This is a genomic window from uncultured Frigoribacterium sp. (genome assembly GCF_963515265.1).
GTDB lineage: Bacteria > Actinomycetota > Actinomycetes > Actinomycetales > Microbacteriaceae > Frigoribacterium.
Genome location: NZ_CAUPYL010000280.1, coordinates 1 through 2,586, shown reverse-complemented (window position 1 = coordinate 2,586; position 2,586 = coordinate 1). Strand labels below are relative to the sequence as shown.

At 72.7% G+C, this 2,586-nt stretch carries 3 protein-coding genes and 1 pseudogene; all 4 read left to right on the top strand.

Going from position 1 to position 2,586, the window contains the following annotated elements:
* Nucleotides 1-308: pseudogene (locus tag RWM17_RS13960) on the top strand (hypothetical protein); the annotation flags it as partial.
* An 18-nt stretch (nt 309-326) separates the two neighbouring features.
* Entirely contained in the window at nt 327-1,148 is an 822-nt protein-coding gene (locus RWM17_RS13955) for a hypothetical protein (protein WP_314104650.1), read from the top strand.
* Nucleotides 1,145-2,200, top strand: coding sequence for a permease (locus tag RWM17_RS13950; protein WP_314104649.1), 1,056 nt, complete (start codon nt 1,145-1,147; stop codon nt 2,198-2,200). Before RWM17_RS13955 ends, RWM17_RS13950 begins: the two co-directional genes overlap by 4 nt.
* The coding region (locus RWM17_RS13945; protein ID WP_314104648.1) for a DUF1980 domain-containing protein at nt 2,193-2,586 on the top strand (394 nt) is incomplete at its 3' end. The genes RWM17_RS13950 and RWM17_RS13945, both read left to right, overlap by 8 nt.

Genomic DNA, 2,586 nt, shown 5'->3' with positions numbered 1-2,586 from the left:
AGCGCGGCAGCCGCCGTGCGGCGTCGACGGCCACGGTCACCCCGGAGGCGTCCGTCGCGATCCTCGACATCCCGGTGGCCGCGACCCGTCGCGAGCCCCGCAAGATGAGCACGCACGACGCCGAGCAGATCCTCGACAGCGTGCTCGGCGCTCTTCCCGAGCCCAAGCAGCCCGGACAGGGCCGCGGCCGTTCGCGCCGGGCCTCGAGCTCGGGCACGACGACGGCAGCCGCGTCGTCGGACGCGTCCGAGCAGGCCGAGGGCGGACCGTTCATCCTCGGCGTGGGGGTCAGCTCCGACGAACTGTGACTCGTCTAGGGTGACGGAGTGACTTCGACACCGCAGCCCGACGCGGCGACCGACAGGTCGTCCCGTCGGGCTGCGGTGTTCGTGCGCCGGGCGGCCTCCGAGGTCCGCGGCCTGCGGTCCGACCAGGGCCGGAGCCGCCTGCTGGCCGCCGCGACCGCCCTCGGCGTCGTGCTCGTCGCACGGTTCGCCCTGGGCCTCGCGGCGCTCGTCGGCTCGGCGCTCGGCTACTCGGTGACGCCCTGGCCGAGCGATTTCACGGCGACGCCGGTCGGCCAGTTCCTCGGCAGCTTCGTCTTCTACCCGTTCCCGTTCTACCTCGTCGCGTTCGTCGTCCTGTTGCTCGTGCGCCCCGTCGACCGTGGCTCGTCGCTGCCCCGGGCGCTGCGCCACGGTCTCGTCGCCGGTGCCGCGGGCACCGTCGCCCTGGCGCTCGTCGGCATCGTGCCCGGGGTGGCGGCGTCGCTGAGCGGGGGCACCTGGGTCAACCTCGCGCTCTACCTCACGACCATCCCCTTCACCGCCGGAGTCGTCGACACGGCGCTGCTGCTCGTCGGCGTGGTGCTGGCGTGGCACGCGTCCCGTGCGGCGACGCTCCTCGGCGACCCGGTCGACGTCGAGTCCCGCGGCGACGAGGGGGCCGCCGCCGACCCGGTCGAGCCCGGCCCTGCACCCGTCGAGGTCACCACCGTCGAGGAGGTGCCGGCCGACACCTCGGGACGTGTCCAGGACTCGGCACGCGAGCCCGCCCCCGCGACCCGGCCCACGCCTCCTCGGAGCTCCTCAGCCGCCGACGACTGGTCGCGCTTCGCGCCCCCCGCCGCCGACGGGGACGACCGGTGAGCGCGCCCCTCCGCGAACGCGACGCCCTCCGTCGAGCCGCCCACGAGCACGCCCCCGCCCGCCGGTCGAGGCGCGGACCGCTGCTCGCGGTCGGGATCGGCATCGCGGTGGTGCTCCTCGTGCTGCGCGTCGCCAGTCCGGCGCTCGGCTCGCAGCTGCTGCCCGACACGCTCCAGGACTTCGTCACCCTCACCATCAGCGTGATCGTCGAGTCGGTGCCGTTCGTGCTGCTGGGCATCGTCCTGTCGATCATCGTGCAGGTCTGGCTGCCCCAGGCGTTCTTCACCTCGTGGCTGCCTCGGCAGCCCCTGCTGCGCCGCGCCGTCATCTCGTTCCTCGGCATGTTCCTGCCGGTCTGCGAGTGCGGCAACGTGCCCCTGGCGCGGGGTCTGGTGCTCAAGGGCTTCACCGTCTCCGAGTCGATGACGTTCCTGCTGGCCGCCCCGATCCTCAACCCGATCACGATCATCACGACGCACCAGGCGTTCGGCTGGAGCGACGGCATCCTCGTCGCCCGGCTGGCGGGCGGGTTCCTCATCGCGAACCTGATCGGCTGGCTCTACAGCCGCCACCCCGATCCCGAGAGCCTGCTCACCCGGTCGTTCGCGGCCGAGTGCGCCCTGCCGCAGGAACACGGCCACAGCGGCGCCTCGAAGCTGCGCGAGAGCGTCGAGCTGTTCCGTCGCGAGATGTCGACCATGATGCCGGCGCTGTTCATCGGCGCCGCCGTGGCCGGCGGCATCCAGACCGCGGTGCCGCGCTCGGTGCTCGTCACCCTGGGCAGCAACCCCGTCTGGTCGGTGCTCGCGATGATGGTCCTGGCCTTCGTCATCTCGCTCTGCTCCAACGTCGACGCGTTCTTCGTGCTGCCGTTCGCGTCGACCTTCATGCCCGGCGGCATCGCGGCGTTCCTCGTCTTCGGGCCGATCATCGACGTCAAGATGCTGGCCCTCCTCCGCACGACGTACCGACCGCGCACCCTCGCGCAGCTGACCCTCGTGGTGGCCCTGACCAGCGCCGCCATCGGACTGGTGGTGAACTACTTTGCCTGACTCCTCCTCGCGCGACTCCTCGCGCGCTCCCGGCGCTGCCCGCACGCCGTTCCGCCTCGACGCCGTCTCGCGCCTCGCCGATCGCTGGCAGGGCGTGCTCCTGACCCTCGTGGTCGGCATCTCGACCCTGTGGCTGTCGGCGACGGGGCAGCTCGTGCTCTACATCCACCCGCGCTACGTGGTGTTCACCGTCATCATGATCGCGATCGGCATGGTGCTGTCGCTCGGCGTGCTCGTCCTCGCGCCGTCGTCCCGCGACGCGGGAGTCGAGGACGACGGGCACGGCCACGACGGCCACGACGGCCACAGTCACGGGCACGCCCACGACGCACACGCGGACGAGCTCCGTGCCCCGGCCGAGCGCCCCCGGCGCCGCCGTCGTGGAC